2 protein-coding genes are annotated in these 1265 nt (G+C 46.6%); both read left to right on the top strand.

The window, feature by feature from the left end; genetic code table 11:
• On the top strand, window positions 1-814 hold an 814-nt coding region (locus A3739_RS25795; RefSeq protein WP_197472583.1), incomplete at its 5' end, for a 3'-5' exonuclease.
• 62 nt (window positions 815-876) lie between these two features.
• On the top strand, window positions 877-1265 hold a 389-nt coding region (locus tag A3739_RS25790), incomplete at its 3' end, for a hypothetical protein (protein WP_197472582.1).

Here is a 1265-nt window from a genome sequence, read left to right as displayed (position 1 = left end):
AGCGAAAACCGGCTTGGCTGAATTTATGGATTTTATCGAGACACTCTCGACCCAAATCCACGAACTAAGCCTCAGCACCTTAACGGAAACCGCGGTAAAAGACTCAGGTTTGATGGACTACCACGCCTCCGAGAAAGGTGAAAAAGGACAGGCTCGTAAAGAAAACCTAGAAGAACTGATCGGCTCAACCCACGACTATGAGCCAGAAGATGATGAGCAACCCATCCTTGCTCAATTCATTGCCCAAGCCGCGCTTGATGCTGGCGAACAACAAGCAGCAGAACATGAAGACAGCGTGCAGTTAATGACTTTACACTCCGCGAAAGGACTGGAATTCCCATTGGTATTTATGGCCGGCATGGAAGAAAACCTGTTTCCACATAGTATGTCGATGGAGGAGCCAGGCAGGCTTGAGGAAGAACGCCGCTTAGCCTACGTTGGTGTTACTCGAGCACGAGAAAAGTTGGTGCTAACTTATGCAGAATCTCGACGTTTATATGGCGAAGAGAAGTTCAATCCAATCTCGAGATTTGTACGCGAAATTCCCTCAGAAAATATTCAAGAAGTGCGCCTACGCAATGCTGTATCGCGACCCGTTTCCTTCGGTGGAAATAATGCTGGCTTGTCTGATATTAGTCACCTTGAAGACGCACCTGAATTTCAGTTAGGAGACTTGGTCTCTCATCCAAAATTCGGTTATGGCACCGTTGTTCATTACGAAGGACGAGGCCCGCATGCGCGCATCCAAGTCATGTTTGAAGAGCATGGTAATAAATGGTTAGTGCTTTCCTACGCGAAACTTAGCAAGGTTTAAGGTGACAAATCCTTGTTAAGAGGCTGAAATCAGAATCTAACAATAAAAATCTAGGCGAGTAGATGAACGCGGAAGTTGAACTTTTAGAGCTCTCTCAAATACGTATTCAAGAACTTCAAAGAGAAGTCGCTGAACAAGAGCGTGCCAATCAAAGTAAAGCCAAAGAGTTGATGAACCGCGAGCAGCGTATTCAAGAACGTGAAGCGCTCATTGAACAACGCGAAGCCGTGCAGCAAGCCCAGCAACACGAACGTCGCGTAGCGAAACAACAACGCACCTCGTTAATCGCGCCGCTACTGTTAATCACATGCATTGGTGCGGGTTATCTTGCCTTTGAACAAATTAGCCAGCAGCGCGCATATTTTCAGCAAGTAAAAACAGCAGAGGCACACGTAGATAAACTCACACGTGTACTTAGTCTGACACAAGCACGCATGGTAGACAGTTCTTC

Source organism: Oleiphilus sp. HI0067 (assembly GCF_001635735.1).
The sequence above is the reverse complement of the archived record's forward strand: the minus strand, read 5'-3'. Positions and strand labels throughout refer to the sequence as shown.